At 69.9% G+C, this 24,485-nt stretch carries 27 protein-coding genes; 10 read left to right on the forward strand and 17 right to left on the reverse strand.

Going from position 1 to position 24,485, the window contains the following annotated elements:
• Position 1 precedes the first annotated feature (1 nt).
• The 3 genes from LQK89_RS07770 to LQK89_RS07780 form a co-directional block, all read right to left on the reverse strand.
• On the reverse strand, positions 2 to 184 hold the full coding sequence (locus tag LQK89_RS07770) for a hypothetical protein (RefSeq protein WP_231050659.1): 183 nt from the start codon (positions 182 to 184) through the stop codon (positions 2 to 4).
• On the reverse strand, positions 181 to 807 hold the full coding sequence (locus LQK89_RS07775) for a hypothetical protein (protein WP_231050660.1): 627 nt from the start codon (positions 805 to 807) through the stop codon (positions 181 to 183). The genes LQK89_RS07770 and LQK89_RS07775 overlap by 4 nt, the downstream gene beginning before the upstream one ends.
• A gap of 229 nt (positions 808 to 1,036) precedes the next feature.
• Positions 1,037 to 2,002: an AraC family transcriptional regulator gene (locus tag LQK89_RS07780; RefSeq protein ID WP_231050661.1), complete on the reverse strand. Its 966-nt coding sequence runs from the start codon at positions 2,000 to 2,002 to the stop codon at positions 1,037 to 1,039.
• Between LQK89_RS07780 and LQK89_RS07785 the strand changes: the two genes are divergently transcribed.
• Positions 1,995 to 2,774: an alpha/beta fold hydrolase gene (locus tag LQK89_RS07785; RefSeq protein ID WP_231050662.1), complete on the forward strand. Its 780-nt coding sequence runs from the start codon at positions 1,995 to 1,997 to the stop codon at positions 2,772 to 2,774. The genes LQK89_RS07780 and LQK89_RS07785 overlap by 8 nt on opposite strands.
• A gap of 77 nt (positions 2,775 to 2,851) precedes the next feature.
• On the opposite strand, the gene LQK89_RS07790 is transcribed toward LQK89_RS07785, so the two are convergent.
• Positions 2,852 to 3,088 carry a hypothetical protein gene (locus LQK89_RS07790; RefSeq protein ID WP_231050663.1) on the reverse strand — a complete coding sequence of 79 codons (237 nt, stop codon included), beginning with the start codon at positions 3,086 to 3,088 and terminating at the stop codon, positions 2,852 to 2,854.
• Positions 3,089 to 3,286: 198 nt separating this feature from the next.
• On the opposite strand from LQK89_RS07790, the gene LQK89_RS07795 reads away from it, so the two are divergent.
• Both LQK89_RS07795 and LQK89_RS07800 read left to right on the forward strand, forming a co-directional pair.
• Complete coding sequence (locus LQK89_RS07795) at positions 3,287 to 3,958, forward strand: class I SAM-dependent methyltransferase (protein ID WP_231050664.1); 672 nt, start codon at positions 3,287 to 3,289, stop codon at positions 3,956 to 3,958.
• Positions 3,959 to 4,076: 118 nt separating this feature from the next.
• Positions 4,077 to 4,892: a helix-turn-helix transcriptional regulator gene (locus tag LQK89_RS07800; RefSeq protein ID WP_231050665.1), complete on the forward strand. Its 816-nt coding sequence runs from the start codon at positions 4,077 to 4,079 to the stop codon at positions 4,890 to 4,892.
• Positions 4,893 to 4,976: 84 nt separating this feature from the next.
• Here the strand turns inward: LQK89_RS07800 and LQK89_RS07805 are convergent, their stop codons facing one another.
• From LQK89_RS07805 to LQK89_RS07825, 5 genes are all read right to left on the reverse strand, one after another.
• On the reverse strand, positions 4,977 to 5,192 hold the full coding sequence (locus tag LQK89_RS07805) for a hypothetical protein (protein WP_231050666.1): 216 nt from the start codon (positions 5,190 to 5,192) through the stop codon (positions 4,977 to 4,979).
• 99 nt (positions 5,193 to 5,291) lie between these two features.
• A complete protein-coding gene (locus LQK89_RS07810) occupies positions 5,292 to 6,116 on the reverse strand; it encodes a hypothetical protein (protein WP_231050667.1) in 825 nt (274 codons plus the stop codon).
• Between the two features lie 94 nt (positions 6,117 to 6,210).
• The gene (locus tag LQK89_RS18150) at positions 6,211 to 6,762 is read right to left on the reverse strand and encodes a PD-(D/E)XK nuclease family protein (protein ID WP_442874065.1); all 552 of its coding nucleotides are present in this window, start codon (positions 6,760 to 6,762) and stop codon (positions 6,211 to 6,213) included.
• Between the two features lie 174 nt (positions 6,763 to 6,936).
• Complete coding sequence (locus LQK89_RS07820) at positions 6,937 to 7,167, reverse strand: hypothetical protein (protein ID WP_231050669.1); 231 nt, start codon at positions 7,165 to 7,167, stop codon at positions 6,937 to 6,939.
• A 202-nt stretch (positions 7,168 to 7,369) separates the two neighbouring features.
• Positions 7,370 to 8,989, reverse strand: coding sequence for an amidohydrolase (locus LQK89_RS07825; protein ID WP_231050670.1), 1,620 nt, complete (start codon positions 8,987 to 8,989; stop codon positions 7,370 to 7,372).
• A gap of 78 nt (positions 8,990 to 9,067) precedes the next feature.
• Here LQK89_RS07825 and LQK89_RS07830 point away from each other — a divergent pair, with 78 nt between their 5' ends.
• On the forward strand, positions 9,068 to 9,622 hold the full coding sequence (locus tag LQK89_RS07830; RefSeq protein ID WP_231050671.1) for a TetR/AcrR family transcriptional regulator: 555 nt from the start codon (positions 9,068 to 9,070) through the stop codon (positions 9,620 to 9,622).
• A gap of 186 nt (positions 9,623 to 9,808) precedes the next feature.
• On the opposite strand, the gene LQK89_RS07835 is transcribed toward LQK89_RS07830, so the two are convergent.
• Together LQK89_RS07835 and LQK89_RS07840 are read right to left on the reverse strand one after the other, a co-directional pair.
• The gene (locus LQK89_RS07835; protein ID WP_231050672.1) at positions 9,809 to 10,507 is read right to left on the reverse strand and encodes a hypothetical protein; all 699 of its coding nucleotides are present in this window, start codon (positions 10,505 to 10,507) and stop codon (positions 9,809 to 9,811) included.
• 54 nt (positions 10,508 to 10,561) lie between these two features.
• On the reverse strand, positions 10,562 to 11,080 hold the full coding sequence (locus LQK89_RS07840) for a hypothetical protein (protein WP_231050673.1): 519 nt from the start codon (positions 11,078 to 11,080) through the stop codon (positions 10,562 to 10,564).
• 191 nt (positions 11,081 to 11,271) lie between these two features.
• Between LQK89_RS07840 and LQK89_RS07845 the strand changes: the two genes are divergently transcribed.
• Positions 11,272 to 11,610, forward strand: a complete 339-nt coding sequence (locus LQK89_RS07845) for an ASCH domain-containing protein (protein WP_174778452.1) — start codon at positions 11,272 to 11,274, stop codon at positions 11,608 to 11,610.
• Positions 11,611 to 11,817: 207 nt separating this feature from the next.
• On the opposite strand, the gene LQK89_RS07850 is transcribed toward LQK89_RS07845, so the two are convergent.
• Positions 11,818 to 12,042: a hypothetical protein gene (locus LQK89_RS07850; protein WP_231050674.1), complete on the reverse strand. Its 225-nt coding sequence runs from the start codon at positions 12,040 to 12,042 to the stop codon at positions 11,818 to 11,820.
• A gap of 137 nt (positions 12,043 to 12,179) precedes the next feature.
• On the opposite strand from LQK89_RS07850, the gene LQK89_RS07855 reads away from it, so the two are divergent.
• Positions 12,180 to 12,896: an alpha/beta hydrolase gene (locus LQK89_RS07855; protein ID WP_231050675.1), complete on the forward strand. Its 717-nt coding sequence runs from the start codon at positions 12,180 to 12,182 to the stop codon at positions 12,894 to 12,896.
• Between the two features lie 23 nt (positions 12,897 to 12,919).
• Here LQK89_RS07855 and LQK89_RS07860 read toward each other — a convergent pair whose 3' ends face one another.
• From LQK89_RS07860 to LQK89_RS07870, 3 genes are all read right to left on the reverse strand, one after another.
• Positions 12,920 to 13,453 (reverse strand): GNAT family N-acetyltransferase, encoded by a 534-nt coding sequence (locus tag LQK89_RS07860; protein WP_231050676.1) that lies wholly within the window; start codon positions 13,451 to 13,453, stop codon positions 12,920 to 12,922.
• A 20-nt stretch (positions 13,454 to 13,473) separates the two neighbouring features.
• Entirely contained in the window at positions 13,474 to 13,872 is a 399-nt protein-coding gene (locus LQK89_RS07865) for a hypothetical protein (RefSeq protein WP_231050677.1), read from the reverse strand.
• Between the two features lie 454 nt (positions 13,873 to 14,326).
• Positions 14,327 to 14,815: a hypothetical protein gene (locus tag LQK89_RS07870; protein WP_231050678.1), complete on the reverse strand. Its 489-nt coding sequence runs from the start codon at positions 14,813 to 14,815 to the stop codon at positions 14,327 to 14,329.
• A gap of 55 nt (positions 14,816 to 14,870) precedes the next feature.
• Here LQK89_RS07870 and LQK89_RS07875 point away from each other — a divergent pair, with 55 nt between their 5' ends.
• A complete protein-coding gene (locus tag LQK89_RS07875) occupies positions 14,871 to 15,449 on the forward strand; it encodes an antitoxin VbhA family protein (protein WP_231050679.1) in 579 nt (192 codons plus the stop codon).
• A gap of 172 nt (positions 15,450 to 15,621) precedes the next feature.
• Here the strand turns inward: LQK89_RS07875 and LQK89_RS07880 are convergent, their stop codons facing one another.
• On the reverse strand, positions 15,622 to 16,647 hold the full coding sequence (locus LQK89_RS07880) for an LLM class flavin-dependent oxidoreductase (RefSeq protein WP_231050680.1): 1,026 nt from the start codon (positions 16,645 to 16,647) through the stop codon (positions 15,622 to 15,624).
• A gap of 60 nt (positions 16,648 to 16,707) precedes the next feature.
• On the opposite strand from LQK89_RS07880, the gene LQK89_RS07885 reads away from it, so the two are divergent.
• The 3 genes from LQK89_RS07885 (at position 16,708) to LQK89_RS07895 (ending at position 21,205) form a co-directional block, all read left to right on the forward strand.
• Positions 16,708 to 19,506 (forward strand): AAA family ATPase, encoded by a 2,799-nt coding sequence (locus LQK89_RS07885; RefSeq protein ID WP_231050681.1) that lies wholly within the window; start codon positions 16,708 to 16,710, stop codon positions 19,504 to 19,506.
• A 70-nt stretch (positions 19,507 to 19,576) separates the two neighbouring features.
• The gene (locus LQK89_RS07890; RefSeq protein ID WP_175326496.1) at positions 19,577 to 20,293 is read left to right on the forward strand and encodes an alpha/beta fold hydrolase; all 717 of its coding nucleotides are present in this window, start codon (positions 19,577 to 19,579) and stop codon (positions 20,291 to 20,293) included.
• A 75-nt stretch (positions 20,294 to 20,368) separates the two neighbouring features.
• Complete coding sequence (locus LQK89_RS07895; protein ID WP_175326497.1) at positions 20,369 to 21,205, forward strand: alpha/beta fold hydrolase; 837 nt, start codon at positions 20,369 to 20,371, stop codon at positions 21,203 to 21,205.
• Positions 21,206 to 21,369: 164 nt separating this feature from the next.
• Here LQK89_RS07895 and LQK89_RS07900 read toward each other — a convergent pair whose 3' ends face one another.
• Positions 21,370 to 24,471: an alpha-mannosidase gene (locus LQK89_RS07900; protein WP_231050682.1), complete on the reverse strand. Its 3,102-nt coding sequence runs from the start codon at positions 24,469 to 24,471 to the stop codon at positions 21,370 to 21,372.
• Positions 24,472 to 24,485: the final 14 nt, after the last annotated feature.

A 24,485-nucleotide genomic window follows, 5' to 3' on the forward strand; every position in this document is an offset into this window, starting at 1 on the left:
GTCACGACGCCCGCGGCACGTTCGCGCGCACGTCGTCGGCCTGCGCCTCGTCGAGCTCCCAGCGCTCGTAGTCCGCGTGCCCTGGGTACTTCGCGCGGAGGTAGTCGCGCACGACCTTCCCCGGTCGGGACTCGCTCGTGTAGCCGAGCTCGGCCGCCAGCTCCCGCGGTGTGTACGTCGTCATCGTTGCTCTCCCTCGCGTTCGCGCCCGAGCAGCCGTCGAATCCAGCCCGGTCGCGCCTTGGTCTCGGTGCTCGCTTCCGGCACGGGCGGTTTCTCCGGCACCGGCACCGGCACCGGGACCGGCACCGGTACCGGGAATCTCACCGTCACGGTCAGCTCGCGCTCTGCCGGATCCGGCATCGGCGTCATCGGCCAGTCCGACGGCTCGTAGCGGTCGGGCACGACGTACCCGCCACAGTTGACGACCTCGCCCGCAGCGCTGACGGTGATGCTCTGCACGTGCAGCGTCCCGTCGTCGAAATCGAACGGGCTCGGGCCGCCGGCGACGTACGCGGTTTCCGCGCGAAGGTTCTTCGACCAGGTAAGTCGACCCACCGTGCCCGCAGGTGACGACGCCCACCAGTAACTGCCGTCCCACCGCACGCTGAGCGCATCGCCCACGCGCACGTCGCGTACGTGCTCGGTCACCGTCGAGCGGTAGAGGTTCGACGCCTGCGGCGTCCCGCGGCCGGCGTAGACACTCGCCAAGAGCCCCGACACCCCGAAGCGGCGGTCGCCGTTCTTGTGCACGGAGCCGAGCTGCGGATGACCGTCAGCCGCTGATGGTTCTGGCGTCTGTGGCATCACCCCTCCTCGCGCACGCTCATCGCGTCACACTAGTGTCGGCACATGGGGTTCCGGGGGCAGACGCAGCGCGCTCCGAACCTGGAACGGACAGGCGTCCGCGATCATCGAGACCAGTCTCGCGAGCCTCGCGGCGCTGGCCGGCATCGTCCTCGCCTGGATCGGCGTCGGGACGCTGGTGTTCTTCGCGTAGCCGATCCGTCGTCGAACGACCCCAGCTTCACGTTGCTCAGGGGCTTGTCGTCCGAGCCTCACTCGATCGACGCGGTGCGAACTGCCGCTGCCATGCGCCAGGGGTCTGACCCGTTTTCGTACGGAACATCGTGGAGAAGTTCGAGGCATCCAGAAACCCGAGTCGGACCGCACACGCTGCAGCCGTCAGCCCGTCATGCGCGAGCAGCCTCTTGGCCTCCAGGACCAGCCGCTCACTGATGAACGCCTTCGGAGTCACGCCCGTGGCCCGCTGGACGGCGCGGGTCAGGGTTCGAGACGAGTAGCCAAGCGTGCCGGCGTAGTGCGCGGCGTCGTGATGTGACCGGAAGTCTCGTTCCACCGCTGCCCGGAACGAGCGGAAGAGTGGCTGGTCGGTGGCCGAGTCGTCGGTCTCGGGGTCGAGTCGGGTGAGCAACAGGGTCAGTGCGAGACGGGTCGACTCCTCCGCGACTGCGGATTGTGCAGCGCCACTCTCGAGCACGAGGTGCGCGCTAGCCATGTCGATGAACGGACGATCCGCTTCGGATGGCTGCCACACGATTCGTCGTCCGAGCTCCGTCGATGCAGCCTGGGCAGCCGTCGTCACCGGTGCGGTGGGGAGGAACACCACGAGGACGCCCTCCACCGCATCGATGTCCTGCCACCGGTGCACCATGCCCGGTGCGAGCGCCACGACGGATCCGGGTTCGAGGGCGTACTCGGCGAAGTCAGCGGAGAGCATCCCTGCTCCCGATTCCACGAAGCCGAGGACACAGAAGTCAGCCCGCTGCGTGCCGCCGTCGTTCCGCGCTCGCAACGCGGCGAACGAGAGCAGCTCGATCGGACCCTGCGCTGGACCCGACCACTGGTAGATCATCTGCTTCACGGCCACCACGTGACCAGTTTCCACCACATGCAGTCCGTTCGTGGAGATGTTTCTCCGCCGGATCAACGCTTGCATGGATGCGACCGATCCCCACCGATTGAGGAGCACCGTGACCATTTCGCACAACGCCACCCTTCCTGCCTTCGACCGTCGAACCGGCAGCGGCCCGACCCTCGTCTTCCTGCACTACTGGGGTGGTTCTGGTCGCACATGGAAGCCTGTTCGAGACCGGCTTGCCGGCCGAGACAGCATCGCCATCGATCACCGAGGGTGGGGGCGCTCACGTGCCTTGCCGGGCCCGTTCACGTTGCATCAGCTCGCAGCCGACACGATGGCAGTCCTCGAAGCGGAAGCTGTGACCGACTACGTCCTGGTCGGACACTCCATGGGCGGAAAGGTGGCGCAGCTGATCGCCGCGACCCGACCCGACGCACTGCGCGGCGTCGTGCTCGTCGGCTCCGGTCCTGCGAAGCCGGCTGCGATGATCACGTCGGAGTACCAGGTGGGACTGTCCCGCGCCTACGAGTCGCCGGACTCAGCGGTCGGCGCACGCGATGCAGTCCTCACAGCATCGAAGCTGCCGGCTGACCTGGCAGAGCAAGTCCTCACCGACTCACTCGCCAGCGGAAGCGTTGAAGCGCGGACCGAATGGCCGCTGCGAGGGATCGCCGAGGACATCACCGCCGCAACGCGGGCGATCACCGCACGAACCCTCGTCGTCGCCGGGGAACGCGACGTCGTCGAGCCCGTCGACGTGCTGCGCGAGAACCTCCTCCCGTACCTCGCTGACGGCGAGTTCCTCGTGCTTCCGGCCAGCGGCCATCTCATCCCCCTCGAAGCCACCGAAGCTCTCGCCACAGCAATCGACGAGTTCATCGGGCGGCTCTGACCCCCGCTGCGGCCGCCGGACCTCGACCCGCGGTGAGTTCGGGGTCCGGCGGAAGGACTGATCTGGCCGAGCCTTCGTCAGTGCCCGTCGACGTCGCCGGTCAGGATCGCAGTGATCACACCGGCATCGAGTTCGTCATGGAGCACACCCACGATGAACTCCTCGATGCCGAGCGAGAGCAGGTGCTGTACCGCGGCCTCGTGGTCCTGCAGCCACGGCTGCCACTCGTCGTGCAGGAACGCCTCGACGTGTCCGTTCTCGTGCACGATGATCGCGCCGACGTTCTTCCTGATCCCGTCCTCGTCGAGGCGCACACTCAGAACGAGGGGCTCAGCGTCCTCGCGCGAGGACTGACCTGGGACCCGCCGAAGTGCATCCGACTACTCGGGTTGTTCTCTTGACCGGCCTCCCTCAGCCCCCGTCCCGATAGCCAATCGGCTACCGAACGGCTTGGAGCGACTAACTCAGTCGCACCCGACTCGGTGCTCTTGATCGCGAATACGCTGCGGACCATGAGCAAGACGGGGATGCGGTTGCTTTCGAAGTTGGGGCGGTTCAGTGACGAGCACCCCTGGTCGCATAACGATGCGTACGCGTCGTTCGTGCTTTGGCACGCGCGGCGCGTGGGCAGAGGGGCCGCGGTGCTCGACGTCGGGTGCGGGACCGGCACACTGCTGAGGCGGCTCGCTCGGTCCGCAAAATCGGTCGTGGGCCTCGAACCAGACGCCCGCACGGCGGCACAGGCGCGTGTGAACGTCAACGGCCTCTGCAACGTGACGGTACGAGACGAACCCTTCGACTTCACCATCCGAGATGAGCCGCGCTACGACCTGGTGACCTTCGTGGCGTCGCTTCACCATCTTCCGCTGGTGCCAGCTCTGGAAGCGGCGCGCTCGATGCTCCGGCCGGGCGGACGGCTCGTCATCGTCGGCCTGGCCCGAGAGACGTCGAGAGACCTCCCGTGGTCGATAGCCTCGCTGCTCCTGAACGTCGGTGTCGGCGTGATTCTTCACCCTCGCCGCGCTGAGGAGCCTCCGGAGAGTATGACGGCGCCGACGACGATGCCGCTGCTCACGTTCGGAGAGATTCACGCGGTCGCTCGCCAGGTGCTCCCGGGGATCAAGATGCGACGTTCGCTGTTCTGGCGATACCGAGCGGTCTGGGCAGCCCCGCCCGTCCGATAGCCGATCGGCTATCGGACGCCCAAGTGCTGCAACGGTCACGATGCCGGTGCTCTCCAAACCGCAGTGCCGGCCAATGGGTTCATAGCCGGTGGAGCAAGTGCGGTGTGGCTTGCACGACGTGAGCGACCTCGCCGAGCAGCGACGCCGAGAATTGGGAGCGTTCCTGCGTGCGCGACGGGAACGAATCCGCCCGTCCGAGGTCGGCCTGCCCGGTTCGCCTCGACGTCGAACCCCCGGCCTGCGTCGCGAGGATCTCGCGATGCTCGCGGGGATCAGTGCGACCTGGTACACGTTCCTCGAGCAGGGCCGAGACGTCCGTCCGTCCCGCCAGGTACTCGAGGCGCTTGCACGCGCGCTCAGCCTTGGCGACACCGAGCGCACACACTTGATCGCCATCGGGGCCTCCGAGGAAGAGCTACGGACTGCGACGAGCGAAGTAGAGATGCTCGACCCGGAAGTAGTGCGGGTGGTCGGCCTCCTCGAACCCGCGCCGACGTACGTGACGGGCGAGACCTTCGACGCCCTCGCGTGGAACGCGGCTGCCGCCGAACTGTTCCGTGCTGCCCTGACCAACGACGAGCGCCCGAATCTCGTCCGATGGGTGTTCCTCGCCGCTGACGCACGAGAGGTCTTGCCGGACTGGACAGAAGTGTCCCAGGGGTTGCTTGCACGGTTCCGCGCCCGAGCCGGACGGCGTTCAGGCGTCGCGGCCTTCGCAGAACTCGAGGACGAACTGCGCCGGCGCAGCCCAGAGTTCGATGAATGGTGGTCGCGCTACGACGTGGGTACCGAAGGCGGGGGGATCAAACGTGTCCGCCGGGTCGACGGGCAACTGCAACACCTTGCGTACACGTCGTTCGAGATCGCGGACCGACAAGGCCAGACCATGACGACCTATCGTCCGCTGGGAGACGGTGCGCGTGGTCCACGATGACCACTGCACCGCCTCGGGTGATGACCGCTCGGTACGACCCCGGAACGGAGCAGTCCTCACCGACGTGCAGCACGTCGTCGACGTTCAGCCGAACAGGAGTCCGAAGGCGAGGAGGACTGCGAACGGGGACAGGACGACGAGGAACACGACGAGGGTGACGACGGCCGCGGTGACCACGGCGACGACCGTGGAGACGAGGGACAGCAGGCCGACGAGGCTGAGCGCTCGCCGCACGTCGCCGCCGGCTGCGACGGTGGTGGTCGCCGCCTCGAGGAGGTCGTGCATCGGGTCGGCGGGCATGGTGCCTGGCTACGGAGATGCCGGCGTGCGGCGACGTCGGACCGCGGCACGTGTGTCCGAGGACGTGGAGACCGTTCGAGCGCGGGTCCGCGACCCCGACTAGGGCTTCGCCCCGTTCCCGAACGACCCGTGCAGCGTCGTCCCGGCGAACGCGGTGCCGTCGATCACGCCGCGCACCCGTGCGAGCGTGGCGTCGTCCGCCGGAGCGACGCCGATGGTCAGGGAGCCGTAGTCGACGCGCATCGTCTGTGGGATGTTCGCCTCGAGCCCGGTCACGCCCGGTGTGGCGGCGAGCGTCGCCAGCCCGGACGCGACGTCGAGGGCCGTGTCATCAGGGATCCGCTGGTCGAACGTGCCGGAGTAGGTGACGGTGGTGCGGACATGGTCAGGCCCAGCCGGCACCTGCAGCGTGAGCGTGACACCGGTCCAGGCGATCCGCTCCGCCATCGCGACCGGGACCGCCGCCGCTTCCGACGGGGTGGCGTCCGCGGCCATCGTGACCACGAAGGCGCTCGTGAACGCGTGCGCCTCGGTCGCTTCGGCAGGGGGCTTGGGACGGACCGAGGGGGTGGGCACCGGCGGGAGCGCAGGATCGTCCGGGGAGACCGCGCCGATGGGTGGCGGTGCGGCCGGACCGGCGTCGCGGTTGTTCCACGCGTCGAGGCCGGGAGGCGTGACGTCGGTCCCGTCGGCGGCGGTGTAGCTCTGGTGCAGCTCGATCCGGTTCGTCGCGCTCGCGACGCCGGGGCTCGCCTGCACGGCGCGGAGCGCGTCGTCGAGCGACGACGCGACCTGCGGATCCAGCTGTGCGACCGCAGCCGACGAGGCGGAGGAGGTCGTGCCTCCAGGCCCGGCTGCGCACCCCGTGACCGCGACGAGCGTGGTCAGGAGGGCTGCGAGGACGGCGGTGGTTCGCTGGAGCATCCTGCGACCATAGGACGCGCGGACGGCCGGGCGCATCGACCGTTCGGTGTACTTCGGTGGGAGGCATCGCCGTCGGTGCTGCGGACGTCGCCCGCTACGGCGACAGTGGTTCGAACCGGCTGGCCCCGTGGCCCCTGCCGACGTACAGCAGCTTCGCCCGGACCCGGGATGCGCCGACGGCTCGGCGCTGCACGGCGTCGACGTAGAGCGCGAGCTGCTTCCGGTCCTGCTGGAGCTTCCAGTCCGGCGGGTTGGCGTTCCCGACCTTCAGGTCGAGGACGTCGACGACGCCTCGCTGCCGCCACACGACGAGGTCCGCGCGGAGACGGGTCGGAACGCCCTCGACGGGGGTGAAGAACCCGTCTGCCATGAACAGCGGCACTTCCGACCAGACGCAGGTCGTCAGCCCTCCGGTGATGCCGACCTGCCGGATGAACGCGGCGATGCCGTTCGCCGCGTTGACGACGTACCGGTCGAGGTCGACGAGGACCTCCCGGCGATCAGCGGTGGACAGGCGTTGCCACTCCGGCTCGAAGGTCGTGACGTCCCTCGGGCCCTCGAGGTTGATGAGGCCGAGCGCGGTGTCCTTCTCGAGGTCGGTCCCGCCGTCGAGCAGGCCCGAGCGCGCGGACGAGCACCGTCGCAGCGACGATCGCTCGGCGTCGCACGAAGTCCGGGTCCTTCACCGCCTGGAGCTGGTCGCCGACGAGCGGTCGGACGAAGGGCCACAGGACGGCCCGGTGGACGAGCTGACCGCGGAGCATGAAGATCGTCTTGTCCCCCATGCAGGACATCTTCCTCCGTGGAGCGGCCGCAGGGGTCACCCGGCGGTCGGTCGCCCGCCGCGTGCCGTCCCGGTCCGTGCGGTCGCCAACAGGATCGTTGGTACCAGGGCCAGCGCCACGATGCCGGCGCCGATCCGGACCGGACTGGTGACGCCGGTGCTGTCGAGCAGGCCGCCGACGACCGCTGTCCCGACGGCGGTGCCGAGGTTGAACGCGGCGACGGTGAACGCGGACCCGAGCGCCGCCGCATCGCCCGCGGCGTGCACGGCCGTGTGGATGAGGACCCCGTTGGCGCTGAGCCCGAACAGGCCGAGCGCGGCGACGAGGACGCCGGTGAGGACCGGCTGGTCGGCGACGGCGCCGATCAGGAGGAGCAGGACGGCGCTCGCGGCCGGGGTGACGATGGTGACCAGGCCGGGGCGTGTGTCGCCGAGGCGACCGCCGACGAGTGTGCCCGTGAAGGACCGGCTAGCGAGACTCCTCCTGGTGGTTCAGCACTTCGCCGGCGAGGACACTCAGAGTCGGGCGGGCACCGGCGAGTGCTTCGTCGGGGGCGTGGTGCAGGTCGACCGGGTAGACGGCGAAGTCCGCTGGTGCTCCGACGGCGATCGTTCCCGTCAGGTCGTGTCCGAGGAGCTCCGCGCCGGCGCGTGTGTAGAGCTCGAGCGCCTCGTCTCTGGTGCATGCGTGCTCTGCGCCGAGGATCCCGAGCGTCGTACGTCGGGTCGTCATGCCGAGTATGCCGGCGATCGGGTCGAGGGGGCTGATGGGGTGATCGGTGCCGGCGCTGACGGATGCGCCTGCGTTGAAGAGTTCCCGCCAGGGGAACATCGCTGCTACCCGCTCCTGCCCCCATGCTTCGGCGAACGGTTCGATGAGCCCATCTCGGAGTGCTTCCTGGGCGGTGATGTGCACGTCGAGCCTGATTGCTCGTGCGATCTGGTCGGCGTCCATGAGCGCACCGTGCTCCATGACGACCCGGCCATGTCCGTGCTGGATGCCGTTGTCGACGTTTCGCTGGACGGCGTCGAGGAACGCGTCGACTCCGGCGTCTCCGCAGGCGTGGGTGCCGACGGGCCAGCCGCGGGTGACGCAGGCGCGCAGTGCATCCGTCAGGCCGTCGGGCGTCATCAGCAGGGTGCCGGTGAAGTCCGGTCGGCCGGCATAGGGCTCGCGGAGCGCGGCTGCCTCAACGCCGCCGTCGACGACGAGCTTGATGCCCCAGAGGCGGAGGCGGTCGTCACCGTCATCCGGGTGGATTCCCTTCGCCTCGAGTCCGTCGAGGTAGTCGTCCATGGAACCAGCGGCCGCGATCAGTGGCGCGGGGGAGAAGATCATCGAGAACGCGCGGACGTGCAACCGATCCTCCGACCGTGCCCGCTGCAACGCGGCCCACTCCTCCACAGACACGGCTGGGTCCCTAACCACACCGACGCCGGCTTCCCGGTAGGTGCGACTTGTCACGTCGATCCCCTTGACGAGGTCCTCCTGGGACACCTCGGGGAGCATTGACTGCATCGCGGTCAGCGCACCGTCTTGGAGCAGCCCGGTGGGGGTCCCGTCGTCAGCCCGAGCGACATACCCGTCCGCGACGTCGCCGGAGGTCGCGGTGACGCCGGCAGCAGCAAGCGCTGCACTGTTCAGGACGGCGTTGTGGCCGCCGCGCTGCACCAAGACGAGGTGATCTGGTGCTGCCTCGTCGAGCTCGACCGCGGTGGGGAAGCGGCGTTCCTGTAGCTGCATCTCGTGCCAATCCGCCGCGGTGATGACCCAGGATCCTGCGGGGGTGTGCGCGGCGCGCTCCCGGACGCGATCGAGGATCTCGCCGATGCTGCGCACGTCGTGCATCGGCACTCCGAGCACGTTCCGCGACGCCAACGCGAGGTGGTTGTGCGTGTCGATGAAGAGCGGAGCGAGGACCCCCTGTTGCTCGACGATGGATGTGGACTCGTCGCGCCAGGTGTCGCGGAGGGTATCGACGCCAGCGGGATCCGTGGCGACTGCCACGATGATGCCGTTGCGTACCGCGACTGCCGCGCGTGTGGTGTCGGTCTGCGCTTCGACGATGACTTCGGCTGGGGTGTCCAAGTGGTCTCCATCTCGTAAACGGAAGTGTGCTTCCGTTTGATAGAGTACGCCTCAGACGTCGCAGAAGGAAGGGGCACGATGCGAGCGGACGCGCAGCGCAATCGCCAGCGGATCACGGAGCATGCCGCGGCGCTTCTTCGCGCTTCGGGCACTGGAGTGTCGATGGAGCAGATCGCGGCGGATGCTGGCGTTGGCGTGGGGACGCTCTACCGGCACTTTCCCGACAAAGCGGCCCTCGTCGACGCGATCGCCGCGCTCCGCATCCGTCGACTCGCGGACGATGCCGTTCGATCCGCCGGCGAGCAGGCCGACGGGCGCTCCCGCGTCCGAACCCTGCTCGAGGCGTACATGGCCAGCGCCGCAGAGGACGGTGCGCTGCGTGCTGCATTACGGGGCCACGCAACAGAACTCGGCAATGAGGTCCGCCTCGCGATCGAGGAGTCGGAGGGGCCGATCGACACCCTCATCGCCGCCGACCATGCCGAGGGGCTCGTCCGTGACGACTTCTCGTTCGCCGACTTCCGAGCGGTCTGTGCCGCAGTCGTTTCCGTTATGACCCCGCCCGCACCTGCTGACGCATGGCATCGGGTTCTCACCCTGGTGCTTACCGGGCTCCGGCCACTGTCTCACTGATCCTCAGCTCGCGACAGCTTCTTACGCCAGCCCCTGAACCTGGGGCGTCAGTCACTGTCTCCAGCCCGTCTGGTAGGGGATCGGCTACCGGACGGCGTGGCAGAGCGGGGGCGCTACTGAGAGTGCTGGTGGGGCCGCGGGATTTGGCTGGTCAGCGGTGGTGGCGGGCCCTTCGTCCTGAGAGGTCTACAGCCCCGCGATATGGCTCAGGAGCACAGCGGTTGCCGCGGCGACCCACGCCTTCACACTGTCAGCGGCTCCGCTCTTCGCTGAGCCTGCCAAATCTCCGATCACACCGTTGACGCCGTGGAGCGCGCGCTTTACTGCGCTTGGCTTCTCGGCCTCGCGCGCAGCGGTCGTTGCGTCCGTCAAGGCTTCCTCGATCTCTTCAAGTTCACCCGCCTTCAGCGCTTCACGCGGAATAGTGTTGCGAATCTCACCGAGGGCGCTGACGACGTCCGGGTAGTGCGCCGTTTGGTTGGTGAGCTGCAAGGTGTTGCCATCGCCGACAGCTAACTGGTTGACACCCCCGTTGACGACGATGTGCGGCTCCGCGAAATGCCGTGAGACGTGGCGCTTTTCGACGAGCCGAGCCTTCCAGTGGTCGTTGCCGTGACCGAAGGGATCCTTGCTGAACTCGTAGCGGTCGATCGTGTACTCGATCACACCACCTCGGGGATCTTTGCGTTCGACCAGATCGCCCTCATGCACAGGGGCCGCGGGCGGGAAGGTCGCTTCCCCGTCCGTGAGTAGCACCTCGATCGTGAAGGCAGGCTCGGCAAGGTCCGCCGGCCGCACTACTACATCCTCTCCACCGAAGTGTCCGAAGAAGCTGCTCACCGCACGAATTCCGGGCTCACGGCGAAGCTCGTCATCAGTCGACATGCAGCGAGCATAGGTCCAGCTCCCGACTCTGAGTGCGTCTCGATAGCCAATCGGCTACCGGTGCTGCTGCCGGCGAGTGAGAGCGATCTGTGAGTGTGTGGCGTCGACGCACTGCTCCAGTGAGTCCTGGTCCGTGTGCAGCGTCAGGTCAGCATCGATCAGCGGCAGCTCATCTTCCCAGCGGTTGTAGACCGCTCGCAGGTAGTCCTCCTGACGAGACACTCCACGGCTCGGATCAGCCTGAGCCCAATTGAAGGCAACGTCGAACGGTGCGGTCGTCACGATCGTCAGAGAGGGGACGCCAGCGGGTGCTTGCTGAAGAAGTGCCTGCACTTTCTCGCTCGTCCCAACACCTTCGACGATGACGCAGCTCATCCCCGCACGGAGCCACAACCCGGTGACTGTCTCGGTGATCTGGTGCGCGACCTCCCAGTCGGGCAGCGTTGGTAACGCCATCGAAGCGATCTGGTCCAGCTCAACTGCCGCAACCTGCTCTCCTCGACCGCGAAGCTCCGCAGTGAGAGCCACAGCGATAGCGCTCTTGCCGGAGGCTTGCGGCCCAGCGATCACCACGTAGATGAGGGTCGAAGTACCTGTAGTCATCCCGGCAGCGTGATGGTCAAGACTGAGGCCCGCAAGAGTCCCGTTAGCCGATCGGCCTCCGGACGCATCCGTTCGGGCCGATCCAGCGCGGCGGCGCGACTTCCGGTCGCCGGGACCGGCACCTCGATCGCCACCCTCTGCCGCTACGGCAGAGTGGGCGCATGGTCAGTGCAGCACCCAACACGATCCACTTCCATCGCAAGCACTACGAGGCAGTGATGTCTGGCGAGAAGGTCACCACCGTGCGGTGGAACGAGGACGTCCCGGTGGGAGCAGCCGTGTTCGTCTTCGATGAACACCCGACGGCAGGACCGGTCCCCGGCACCGTGATCGCCGTGCACCAATACCGGCTTGACAGCCTCACCGCCGAACAAGCCCACCAGCCTCCTGAGACTGACATGCAGCTCTTCGCCCAACAGCTGCGCGAGAACTACTACCCGGACATGCCTTCCGACGCTGTCGTCGAGGTCGCCCTGCTCGCGATCGCTGCGTCTCAATAGCCGGTGACCTACCGAGACACCATTTCACTAGCTACTGGCGGGAGCGTCGTCCAAGCCGCAGCCAGGCGCCGGAAGGTGAATCAACCGGAACCCGACGCGCAACCACTGTCCGCCTCCGAGCAGCGCGACGACGGCGGCGAGACGCTGTATTGCACCCTTTGGTTGCTGGGTTGACACGATGCGCACGCGCGCGGTGTGCCCGGTGTCCTATCGGCCGCTACGATCCGGCGCTCGGAGAGCGCGCATGCTGCGGAACACCCAGATGTAAGCAATGACAACGGCTGCCGATAGCAGCACGATCGCCACCGTCCAGATGAGCCAGTCGGAACGGTCCGGATCGCCGAGCGCCCCGAAGACGAGCGTGCTGATCGCCATTGCAGGAAACAACAGGCTGACCCAGATGAAGACCCAGCCCTTGGCACGCTTCGACATCGTTCCCACACAGCTACAGTCCCATTCGCCTCGGCAGCTGTCGATTCGACGGTACTCAGGGTGATGCTGGCGGTCCCGATAGCCGATCGGCTAACGAGACAGCCGGCCCGTGAAGCTGGATGTGCTTCGATACCCCGATGAAGCTCCACGTTGAGGTGCATGGCCAGGGTGACCGCACGGCGGTGCTGCTGCACGGGATGATGGGTTCTCGCGAGAGCTGGTGGCGAGTGGTGCCGTGGTTGGTCGCGAGCGGCTATCGCGTCCTAGGGGTGGATCTTCCAGGCCACGGACTGTCACCGCGCGACGAAACCATGACGGTAGATCGGGCCGCCCGATCGGTTGTGGGGTCCGTTGCCGACGAATGCGGATCGACGCCCGACCTTGTGATGGGCCATTCGTACGGTGCGCTGCTCCTCGCCGCGGCTGTGGACGCCGGGCTGCTGGCCCCGGCACTCTCGGTCTACATTGATGCTCCCTTCACGTCGCGCGGCGGCTGGAACCGTGCCGAACTCACCGCCGAGTACGAGCAGGACAAACGAGCGCGCACGTACGACGGGCTCCGAGCGTCGCGGCCGTTCTACAGTGACCAGGACTGTGTTGTCGAGGCTCGTGCAGCGGAGCACTTTGATCCGGCCACGGCGGCGTCGCCGGCAACGGGCCCCGGGGTGTCCTTCGAGCCGGAGCCGGGATCGATCATCGTGCGAGCGAAGCCGAGTCTGTACGTCGATGACGTGACAGCGGCGCACCACGAGAGTCGGGGCGTGATCGTCCGGGACGTCCCCGGAGCAGCTCACTCCGTCTGGTACAGCCACTTCGATCACTTCGTTGCCGCGCTACCCGAGGTGTTCCGGTAATCCATCGGCTATCGAGACCACGTTCAGCGCGTGTCCATCGCAACGAGCCGCTTCCGCCACAGGACCTCTCCGTCGTGGCTGACTGTGGTCGAGCGCATCCCAACCCGTCGGGCGACGCGGGCCGAGGCTTCGTGTTCCGGGCGAAGAAGCGCGTTGAGCTCCTGTACGTGGATCGAGTGCAGCCACATCGCTACTTGTTGTGCGGCTTCGGTTGCGAAGCCGTGTCCTTGAGCGCTCGGTGTGACGAGCCAGGCGAGGTCCGCGGTCATGCCCTCGGCTGCCCGGTGCAGAGTCACCTGCACGAACCCGATCGGTGGGCCGCCGTCACGACGACGGGTGATCCAGTTCAGCCATCCTGCAGTGCCGTCTTCGGACTGGCCTCGGACCTGGCGGGCGTAGCGCTCCCGGAGTTCCTCGGTGCTCGGCGGCTCGCCGCCGGTGAAGCGATACAGCACTCTCGGCGCGAGCACGCCCACCATCTCGTCGGCGTGCCCGATCATCAAGGGTTCGAGGACGAGGCGGTCTGACTTCAGACGGACAGCGCGCGGCCATGGCATGCCCGCAGCCTTGCAGACCATCAGTCCGTCGGCGCCCTCTCGGCCGGGTTCGCAGTCGCGGGCTGGAGGGATTTCCCGCCTCCGAGCGTCAATTCCCGCTCGGCGGAGGTGATCACGGTCACCGGAGTGTCTGCGACGTAGCACGAGGTGGTTGGGAACCATGCGCGACCGGGCGTGACCAGGATCAGAAGGCCGTCGATGTCTCCGACGGCCGCGAAGTCGCCGGTGGGCTCGTTCCCGTAGGGCCGAATGCCCGCTGCTCGGAGCGTGGCCACCGCGGCGAGGACGTCAGGGACTGCAACTCCGATCTCGCTCACGCATTCGAGGTCATGGGCGGTAAAGGAGCCCACGTGTGTGGCTGGTAGGGCTCTTCGCTCGATCAGTTCCAGCACCTGACCATCAGGACCGTCGAAGTACATCGAGCATGAATTCCACGATTCGGGTCCTTCGAACTCCGACCGATCATCGACGGACAGAAGCGGCGTACGCTGTTCGAGCCACTCTTGGGCCCCCGTCGAATGTTCCGGTCGGGATGGTGAACGCGAGGTGGTGGGAGCCGTCGAAGTCCCTCTCAACGAAGCGCACCCGGCTCAGGCCGATCCTCACGGTCGTGCTCGAACCGTCCCGGGTGACGACGCAGCCGAGGCGGTCGAAGAACGCAGCAACAGTCGAGGTGGAGCGTGTGGGAAGCAGGGCTTCTTTGATCTGCATGAGTCCACCCCACACCCTCAACAGTGGTTGAGATCCAAGGCGCGGTTCCACTGGGGCTGCCGGAACAAACCCCGATGCGGCTGTGCAGGGTCCGAAGATGTGGGGCCGTCCGGTGACCCATCGGCTACCGAGATGTGCAGGGTTCAGTCGCGAGTGATGACCTCAATCTGGCCAGAGCGCGGTGACCTGTTCAGCCGCTTGGAGCATGTCTGTCGCGGGGAGGGCGACGCGCTGTTCGGGGAGGCGGAGCGATGGCCACTGCACGACGAGCTCGAGCGGTCCTTCCGGAGGAAGGGGGTGCAGCCAGAGTTCGTCGGTGTACCGGTACGACGACGCGCCCCCACCGCCCCCGCCACCGTGCCGCATCAACACGGCTCCGGTGCTTTCACTGTCGCGGCCGAACGGGTAGCCGTCGGTGACGTGCTGCCCGTCAGCAAGGACCGCTCCGTACCGGAGTCGCGCTCGGCGGTCCTCGTCCGAGGCGTAGAAGTGGTCCTCGTGAACCAGCTGCTGGAACGCTCGCACGCTCAGATCACCGCGGCGGAGTTGCCGACCGACCTGGAACATGACCCCGTCGGAGAAGACACGAGCCGCTTCGACGACGACCATCGCGTTCGCACTCGATCCCCACCGCAGTCCGTACCCGAGCACACCCGGCAGCTCATCCTCCGATGGCCCGTGCCGTGGGTCCCGTGGAGGCTCGTGCATGGGTGCAGCATCGAGCGGGTCCGGTTCGTCGGCGAAGAACATCACCCGCTCACCGCACCACGACGAACTGGAAACAACCAGTGACGACGGTCGCGGTGCCGCACTGTCGGCGCTCGGCGGCGGCCGCACGAGCTACGCTCGCTGCATCTTCTCGAGGGGTGCGATGAACGACGATCGACGGCCGTTGAGCGGTGACGCACTCGAGCAGGCCATGGCGATGATCGAGAAGGGTCAGCAGCTCGCCGGGCACTTCCCCGACGCCGAGGCGCTGGGGCGGGCGCGCGGCATCCTCGACGGCTCGCTGACGTACGAAGAAGCAGCGGCGCAGCTCGAAGCGAAGTACGGCTTCCCTGTGCTCCGACCGCGACGGCCTTCTCGGCTGAGCCCCGATGAGCACGACCGGCGGCGACAGATCGTCGATGAAGCACGGGTGTCCACTGCGCTCGAAGGAGGTCGTGCGTCCGATGCGGTGCACGAGCTGCAGGACCGGTGGGCGGCCGGTGAGACCACGTGGGAGCAGATGCAAGCCGAGGTGCGGCGGCTCCACCCGTCGACGGCGGACCCGCCTGAGACGTAGTCGGATTCCTCCGTTGGTCGGGTTGCGCTGCCGCGTCCGGCAGGGGACGGGAGGCGCGGTGCGGGTGACCACCGCGGCGGCGGCCGCGGCCGCGGGTGCGGGCGCGGTCCGGTGACCGTCGAACGCCGACGGTGACCGACCGGTCGGCGCGGGCCGGCCGGACCTCGGGGCGTCAGGCGCGCGGCGCGGGGGACCAGCCGAGCTCGGGGCCCAGGCGCTCCGCGATGTCCGTCACGATCTGCGTGTAGTCGTTCGGTGCGAACGAGAACGGCAGGGCGAAGGCGACCTCCGTCGCGACCTGGTACCCGGCGTCCGCGCGCAGACGGTCCGCGATCTCGGTGGACGTCCCGACCAGGTCGGCGGCGAACAGCATGCCCGCCGGCCCCTGCGGGACGCCGACCCGGTCCGCGCGGGACGCGGCGTAGGCCCGGTACCGCGCTACCTGTTCGGGCGTCGCGGTGTCCGTCGGCACGACGACGAGTCCCTGCGAGACCCGCGCGTGCTCCGGCGTGGGATGTGCGTCGAGGTAGGCCTCGACCTGGGCGCGCTGGTTCGTGGCGAAGTCCGTGCCGACCTCGCTCCGGGTGACGCTCGACGTGAGCAGGTGGAACCCGTTCCGCGCGGCCCAGACCGCCGAGCGCGTGCTCCCGGTGCCGTACCAGAGCCGGTCGACCAGGCCCGGGCTGTGCGGTTGGACCGTGGAGGCGAACTCCTCGATGCCCCGGCGTCCGACGGGCCCGGTGACCGGGTCACCGCGGACGAGGTCACGGAAGCGCAGCAGCCGGGTCTCGCCGAGGTCCTCGTGCTCGGCGGTGTCGGGGTGGATCGCCTCGCGGTACAGGTCGTAGTGCATCGGCGTCCCGGACGAGAAGCCCGGCTGCAGCCGCCCGCCGAGCAGCACGTCGACCGTGGCCAGGTCCTCGGCCAGGCGGAACGGGTTCTCCGCACCGATCGGCGTGACCGCGGTGCCGAGTGCGATGCGGGAGGTCCGCTGCGACGCGGCCGCCATGACCGCGACGGGGGACGAGATGCCGTGCTGCAGGTGTCGGTGGCGGAGCCAGGCGCTGTCGAAGCCGAGCGCCTCGGCGCGCTCGATCGTGCGGAGGGTGTCCTCGTGGCCGGCTCCGGGTGCTGCGGGGTCGAAGGACCCGATGGTCAGGAAGCCGAGTCGTGCCAGGGGTCGTCCGTCGTCAGGCATGCTCCGATCGTGGCACGGCCCGGAGTCCGACGGGACCCGCTGCACTGCCATACTGACGACATGTCGGTGGGGCGGCCCGTGGTCGGACGCGCGGAGGAGACTGCAGCCCTGCGTGCGGCGATCGATGCCGTCCGCGGCGGGGGAGGCGGCACGGCGTTCGTCGTCGACGGCGAGGCGGGCATCGGGAAGTCGGTGCTGGTCGCCGACGCGGTGGACCACGCGCGCAGCCGTGGCGTCCGTGTCCTGACCACGACGGGGACCACCGCCGAGTCCGGGGAACCGTACGCCGCGCTCCACATGCTGCTGCACCCGCTCCGTGCGGGGCTCGCGGACCTGCCCGCCCCGCAACGCCGTGCCCTGCACGTCGCCTTCGGGATCGAGACCGGCGAGCAGCCCTCGCCGCTCCTCGCCGGACTGGCCGCGCTGACCCTGCTGTCCGACGCCGCGGCCAGGGCGCCGCTCCTCGTCGTCGTCGAGGACCTGCACTGGGTCGACGCCCCCTCGGCCTGGGCGCTCCGCATGATCGCCAGGCGGATCGCCGAGGACCCGATGGTCGTGGTGGTGACGACCCGGGAGCCCGACGCCGTGTCCGAGCCGGGCTTCCGGAGCATCCACCTGCAGCCCCTCGCGGACGACGACGCGGACGCCCTGCTCGACGCCGTCCCCGGGGCACCGTCCGGACCGGCTCGCCGTGACCTCGTGGCTCGCGCCGCCGGCAACCCGCTCGCGCTGCGTGAGCTCGCCCGACCGGCGCCGGGGGACCGGGTCCGCGAACGTCCGGTCGTCGGTCGGGTCGAGCAGGAGTTCGCCGAGCGAGCCGCTGCGCTCGACCAGCCGACCCGGCTCGCGGTCCTCACGGTGGCGTTGTCGGCCGGCGCGACGGCAGAGGAAGCCTCGAGGGTGGCTGGTCGCGCGCTCGGTCGCTTCCCCGCGCCGACGTGGACGGACCATGCCGCCGCGGCCGGACTCCTCGAGTGGGTCGCACCACGGTCGATCCGCCTCCGGCACCCGCTCGTGCAGTCCGCGGTGCTCCGGTCCGCCGCGCCGTCGGAGCGGACCGCGGTGCTCGAGGCGCTCGTCGCCGAGCACGAGGGTGAACCGACCCGCACGATCTGGTGGCGGGCCGAGCTCGCCACCGGCCCGGACGGCCGGCTCGCGGACGAGCTCGCCGCACTCGCGCACGAGGCCACGGCGATGTCCGACCCGAACACGGCGAGCCGGGCGGCAGAGCGGGCGGCGGACCTCACCACGGACCCGACCGTGCGGGTGGAGCGACTGCTCCTCGCCGCCGAGTCGGCTGGGGTGTGCGGGCGGGTGGCCGAAGCGTCCCTGCTCGCGCACCGTGCCGCAGCGGAGGCCCCCGACCGGCTCCTCGCCGCGCGGGCCGCCTGGATCGCCGAGACGCTGCCGACCGGACGCACGGGGCTGGCCCGCGGGGACCTCGGCCCGGCCCTGCACGCCGTGTCCGAGATGCAGGCCGCCGGCGACGTCGAGCAGGCCACGACGGCACTCCTCCACCTGGCAGCGCTGGCGTGGGACCACACCACCGAGCCGGACCCCGGCGACCCGATGCTCGTCGTCGTCGAGGCCCTGGCGCTGCCCGAGGACGACCCGCGGGCGATCCTCCTCGCCGCGCGGACCGAGCCCGTCGTCCGTGGCGACCGCGTCCTGGCCGCAGCGCTGCAGGCAGCGCGGACCGCCGACGACGAGGACTCGGCGTGGCTCCTCGGCTACGCGCTCAACCTGGTCGGCGAGGTGGAGACCTCCCGGGTCCTGCTCGACCGCGCACTCGCGAGCATGGCGGCGCGGGGCGAGCTGCGGACCTTCCCGCAGGCGCTCATGGGCACCTCGATGACCACCTACCTGGCGGGCGACGTCGCCCGGGCACGGAGCCTCGCCGAGCAGGCCGCCGCGCTCGGCCGCGACCTCGGCGACGCCGGGTACGCCACCGCGGTTCGGTGCGCGGTCGCCTGGTTCGACGCGCTTGAGGGTGTGTCACCGGACGTCGACGCGATCGCCGGGACGACCGACGTCGGCCGACAGGTCCTCCGCTCGAGCGCGATGCGCGCCACGGTGCTCGGTGCCCGGGCCGCGGCGGACCTGGTGAGCGGTCGGGCGGCGGAGGCGCTCGGCCCCCTGCGGAGCCTGGCGGACCCCGAGCACGAGGCGCACCACCCGTGGTTCGCGGCCGCCACCTCGCCCGACTTCGTCGACGCCGCCCTCGATGCCGGCCGACGCGCGGACGCCGAGGAACGGCTGACCCTCCTCGAGCAGCTCCACGACCGGTGGCACGTGCCGCTCGTGCGTACCGCCCTCGACCACGCCCGGATCGCCCTGGTGCCGGACGAGGACCTCGAGGCCGCGTGGTCCGAGGTCCGCTCCGTCCGCTGGTCGATGCCGTACGTGCAGGCCCGGACGCTCCTGCGCCTCGGCCGTCGCCTGCACCGCGCGGGCCGCACCGTCGACGCCCGGGTGGCCCTGCACTCGGCGCTCGAGCTGTTCGCGGCGATGCCCGCCCCCGCGTGGGAGGAACGTACGCGTGACGCCCTGCGCACCACCGGCGAGCGGCTGCCGATCAGCGGTCCACGGCTGGTCGAGACGCTCACGCCGCAGGAGCTCCGCGTCTGCACACTCGCCGCCCGCGGGCTCAGCAACCGCGCCGTCGGCGAGCACCTGTTCGTCTCGCCGCGGACCGTGGGCGCGCACCTGCACGCGGCGTTCCGGAAGCTCGGCATCTCGACCCGGCAGCAGCTGCCCGCGGTCCTCGCGCCGGACCGCGACGGCCTGCCCGGAGCACCCGGAACGCCGCCGACCAGCCCGCCCGGCACGACCGCGCCGCCCGGCCCGCCGCCCGTCTAGGTCATCCGCCGGTCGACCTCGGTCACGCTGACCGATGTGCTCCGGGCACCCCCGCGGATAGCGTCCGACCATGACCGCATCGCCCACCATCGTCCTCGTCCACGGTGCGTTCGCGGACGCCGCCAGCTGGGCGCCCGTGACGAAGCTGCTGCTCGACCACGGCCACCGCGTCCTGGTCCCGCCCGTCCCGAACCGCAGCCTGTCCGGCGACGCCGCGGCGATCCGCTCCGTCGTCGAGCAGGTGGACGGCCCGGTGCTGCTCGCCGGGCACTCGTACGGCGGCGCGGTGATCACCGTGGCCGGGGTCGCCGAGAACGTCGTCGGACTCGTCTACGTCGCCGCGTACGCACTCGAGGAGGGCGAGAGCCTCGGTGCGCTGCAGGGCGGGTTCCCGGACAGTGCCCTCGCGGAGCACCTCGTCTACGCGCCGTACCCGATCGAGGGCGCCGAATCCGGGACCGACGTCTCGGTGGCGATCGACGCGTTCCCCGCCGTGTTCGCCGGCGGTCTCGACCCCGACGAGGCGAAGGTGCTCGCGGTCTCACAGCGCCCGCTGTCGGCCGTCGCGTTCGGCGAGCCCGCGAGCGTCGCCGCGTGGCGCACCAAGCCGGCCTGGGGCATCGTCTCGAGCGCGGACCGGACGATCAACCCGGACGTCGAGCGCTTCGGCTACCAGCGCGCGGGCCTGCGGTCGGTCGTCGAGGTCGACGCACCGCACCTGGTGATGCGCACGCATCCCGAGGCGGTCGTCGGCGTCATCGAGACCGCCCTCGCCGACCTCGGCTGAGCGCGACCCGGCACCACAGACCCCCCCCGACACCACCGACCCCACCCACACCCCGCAACCCACAAGGAGAACGACATGGGCTTCGTGACCACCGACGACGGTGCAGAGATCTACTTCAAGGACTGGGGCGACCGCGACGCCCAGCCGATCGTGTTCCACCACGGCTGGCCGCTGTCCTCGGACGACTGGGACGCGCAGATGCTCTACTTCCTGGGCGAGGGCTACCGCGTCGTCGCCTCGGACCGCCGCGGGCACGGCCGGTCGTCGCAGATCGGCACCGGTCACGACATGGACCACTACGCCGCCGACGTCTCGGCCGTGGTCGAGCACCTCGACCTGCAGAACGCGATCCACATCGGCCACTCCACCGGTGGTGGTCAGGTCGCCCGGTACGTCGCGAAGTACGGCCAGCCGCAGGGACGGGTCGCCAAGGCGGTCCTCGTCGCCGCCGTGCCGCCGCTCATGCTCAAGACCGACGCCAACCCGGAGGGCACCGACATCTCGGTCTTCGACGGCTTCCGCGCGGCTCTCGCCGCGAACCGCGCCGAGTTCTTCCACGCGGTCGCATCCGGCCCGTTCTACGGCTTCAACCGCGACGGCGTGACGCCGTCCGAGCCGGTCATCGCGAACTGGTGGCGCCAGGGCATGACGGGGAGCGCCGTCGCGCACCTCGAGGGCATCAAGGCGTTCTCGGAGACCGACCAGACCGAGGACCTGCGTGCCATCACGGTGCCGGTGCTCGTCCTGCAGGGCGACGACGACCAGGTCGTCCCGTACCGTGCAGCGGCCGTGAAGCAGGCGGAGCTCCTCGCGGACGCCACGCTCAAGATCTACGAGGGCTACCCGCACGGCATGCTCACGACGAACGCGGACGTCGTCAACCCGGACATCCTCGCCTTCATCCGGAGCTGACGCGACGGACGCTGCTGACGCGACGGACGCTGCTGACGCAGCGGAACGGACTGGAGGCACGGTGCCGGTGAGCCGATCGGCCCACCCGCACCGTGCCTCCAGTCCGTCGACGCGGCCCCGCCGCGGCTTCCGCCGCGGCTCCCGCCGCCGCGGCTCCTCCAGCCTCAGGCGCCGCGCGGCCGGATGCGCAGCGTCACCACCTGGAACGGCCGCAGCCCGAGTGCGACCGTCCCACCCGACCACGCGAAGCGCCGCGCGGTGAGCGCGGGGTCCGTGAGCGGACGCTCGCGCAGGTCCACCTGCTCGACGGACACCGCGTCGACCCGCAGGTCGAGCTCCGTGTCCGAGCGGGCGCCGAGCGCCTCGTACAGCCGGACCACGACGTCGCCGGAGCGGTCGTCGGCGAGCTTCACCGACTCGACGCGGATCCCGGGCGACGTCGACACGACCGGTGCCGTCACGGTCGCGCCCGCGCCGTCGGCAGCGGTGTCGCCCGCCGCGGGGACCACCCGCAGCGGCAGGTTCTCGTCGTACCCGCTCGCGACGACCGCCGCGACGTCCGCGCCCGGGTGCACCGTGTAGGCGAACGTGTGGTGCCCGAGGTCCTGCTCGGGGTCGGGGGACTGCGCCCCGCGCACCAGGCTGAGGCGGACCTCGGTCTCGACCTCGCCGTGCGCGCCGACGCGGCGGGTGACGTCGTGGCCGTACGTGCCGGCGTTCGTCACGCCGATGCCGTAGCCGGGCTCCTCGACGTGCACCCAGCGGTGCGCCATCACCTCGAAGCGGGCGTCGTCCCACGAGGTGTTCGTGTGGGTCGGCCGGCGCAGGTGTCCGAACTGGATCTCGGCGCTGTGGTGCTGCGCGTGCACGACGAAGGGCAGCGACGCCTTGAGGAGCTTCTCGCGCTCCCGCCACTCCAGGTCGACCCCGAGGTGGACCCGGACGTCGTCGGCGTGCACGGCGATCGTCTGCACGAGCTCGGAGGTCCCGAAGACCCGGCGGACCCGAACCACTGCGCGCAGGTCCTCGTCGGTGCTGAGCTCGACGGACTCGGCGGCGCGCAGCTCCACGACGGAGCGCCGGTAGTGCGCGTCGACGTCCCACGCGTCCCACGCGTTCGGCAGGTCCTCGTGCAGGTGCAGCAGGTTCGCCGAGCGGTCGGCGGGCACGAGCTCCCGGTCGTGGACGAGGTCGACGATCGAGTCGACGAGCCCGTCGCCGTCGACGTGCACGCGGACCAGGCCGTTGTCGAGGACGGTGCCGTCCGCGTCCCGCGTCGCCGTGACCGGGTGGTCCGGCGTGACGACGGTGAGCGGGGAGAGCGCGTGCGCACGGGCCTCCACCACGCCGACGGGGGTGCCGGCCGCGTCGAGGACGAGCTCGCGGCGGTCGTGGTCCGCGGCGTTCGCGACGACCCCGGCGGCGCCGAGGTGGGCGAGGGCCCGCGCGGTCAACCGCTCGATCTCGGCGTGGTTGCGCCGGTAGCTCTCCTCGTTCTCCTCGTGCACCCAGCGGATCGACGAGCCGGGCAGGATGTCGTGGAACTGCTGCAGGAGCGTGGCCTGCCAGAGCTCGTCCAGACACTCGTACGGGTACGGCGCCCCCTGCAGCGCGGCGGCGGTCGACCAGAGCTCGGCTTCGCGCAGCAGGTGCTCGGCCCGGCGGTTGCCGCGCTTCTCGCGGGCGTGCGAGGTGAACGTGCCGCGGTGCAGCTCGAGGTAGAGCTCGCCGACCCAGACGGGGGCGTCCGGGTACTCCTCGCGGGCCCGGGCGAAGAAGTCGTCCGGGTGCTCGACCTCCACCCGGGGCGATCCCTCGAGCGACTCGACGCGGCGCTGGCGCTCCATCATCTCGCGGATCGGGCCGCCGCCGCCGTCGCCGTAGCCGAACGGCACGAGCGAGGTCGTCGCGGCGCCCTTCTCGCGGAACTGCCGGACCGCGTGGTGGAGCTCCTCGCCCTCGAGCGTCGCGTTGTAGGTGTCGATCGGCGGGAAGTGCGTGAAGATCCGGGAGCCGTCGATGCCCTCCCACCAGAACGTGTGGTGCGGGAACGTGTTCGTCTGGTTCCAGGACAGCTTCTGCGTGAGGAACCACTCCAGCCCGGCGAGCTTGGCGATCTGCGGGAAGGCCGCGGTGTAGCCGAACGAGTCTGGTAGCCAGATGCCGTGCGTCTCGACCCCGAGCTCGTCGGCGAAGAACCGCAGCCCCTGCGTGACCTGGCGCACCATCGCCTCGCCACCGGGCAGGTTGCCGTCCGGCTCGATCCACTGCGAGCCGACGACGATCCACTGGCCGCGGGCGATCGCCGCCTTGATGCCCGCGAACACCGTGGGGTAGCGCTCCTTCACCCAGACGTACTGCTGGGCACTCGAGGCCGCGAACTTGAAGTCCGGGTACTGCTCGGCCAGCGCGAGCACGTTCGAGAACGTCCGCCCGGTCTTCCGCTTGGTCTCGCGGATCGGCCAGAGCCAGGCGGTGTCGATGTGCGCGTGGCCGATGCCGCTCAGGCGGTGCGCGGACGGGTTCGCGGGGCTGGCGAGGGCCCCGGCGAGCTCGGCCCGAGCGGCCGCCGCGGTGCCGACGACGTCGTCGAGCGCCAGGACGTCCATCGCGCGCTCCAGGTCGCGGAGCACCTCGTGGCGGCGCGGGTCTGCGTCCGGGAGCTCCTTCACCATCTGGAACAGCACCTCGACGTCGAAGCGCAGCGCCCAGACCTCGGGCTCGAACACGGCGAGCTCGGCGGTGCGGAAGGTGTAGATCGGGGTCTCGGGGGCGGTCCGCTTCGAGCCGAACGTCGTCGGGACGAACTCGTTCACCAGGATGTCCGGGTTCGCCGCCATCTCCAGGTACAGGTGCACCTGCTCGCCGCCGACGGCCCGGTCCGCGATGCGCAGGTGGTGGTTCCGCGGGTGGATGCCCTTCACCGGGGTGCCGTCCGGCGTGTGCAGGAGCCCCTCGGCCTGGTTGCCGGGCCAGTCGCCCTGGAAGCCCGGGTCGACGAGCAGCTCGACAGTGCGTCCGGCCCACTCCGCCGGGACGGCCCCGGTCACCTCGAACCACCACGTCGACCACGCCCGCCCCCAGGACTCGCCGACCGCGAACGGCCGGTACTCGGCCGCCAGGGCCTCGGCCGCCGGCACGGGTTCGTCCGGCACCTGCCACGCGGCGAGGGTCACGGGCGTGCGGGCCTGGTGGACGGCGGGGACGATCCGCTCGTTCAGGACGCGCTCGATGCGCGCCTCGACGAGCTGCTGGTTCTGGTGCATGGCGGGCTTCCTGG

The organism is Curtobacterium sp. C1 (genome assembly GCF_021049325.1).
Lineage (GTDB): Bacteria > Actinomycetota > Actinomycetes > Actinomycetales > Microbacteriaceae > Curtobacterium > Curtobacterium citreum.